1 protein-coding gene is annotated in these 382 nt (G+C 28.5%); it reads right to left on the reverse strand.

The features are described 5' to 3' along the window. Positions 1-19: 19 nt before the first annotated feature. On the reverse strand, positions 20-382 hold a 363-nt coding region (locus IAI56_RS15965; RefSeq protein WP_187658794.1), incomplete at its 5' end, for an ankyrin repeat domain-containing protein.

Consider the following 382-nt stretch of genomic DNA (forward strand, 5'->3'; position numbering starts at 1 on the left):
GTAATTTTTTTCATCTTTTTTATTTAAGTAATTTAATAATAGCATCGTTACTTGAAAAAACAGCATGTTCAAATGCAGTTTTTCCATCATTGTCTTTATGTAATTTATTTACATTATTTTCAATCAAAAGTTTGAGGATTTCAATATTTTGAAATTGAACGGCATAAATTAAAGCTGTTGTTCCATTTATATCCGCATAATTTATATCCGCTTTTTTCTCAATTAAAAGTTTTGCAATTTCATTATTTCCTTTAACTATTGCTGCCATTAACGGAGTGCCCATTTCGCTTTTTGCGTTTAAATCGCAATTGTTTTCTATCAATACTTTTGCTACTTCGTTGTTTCCTCGATAGCAAGCCAGAATTAAAGGCGTAAAACCATT

It is taken from the genome of Flavobacterium macrobrachii (genome assembly GCF_014486675.1).
Classification (GTDB): Bacteria; Bacteroidota; Bacteroidia; order Flavobacteriales; family Flavobacteriaceae; genus Flavobacterium; species Flavobacterium macrobrachii.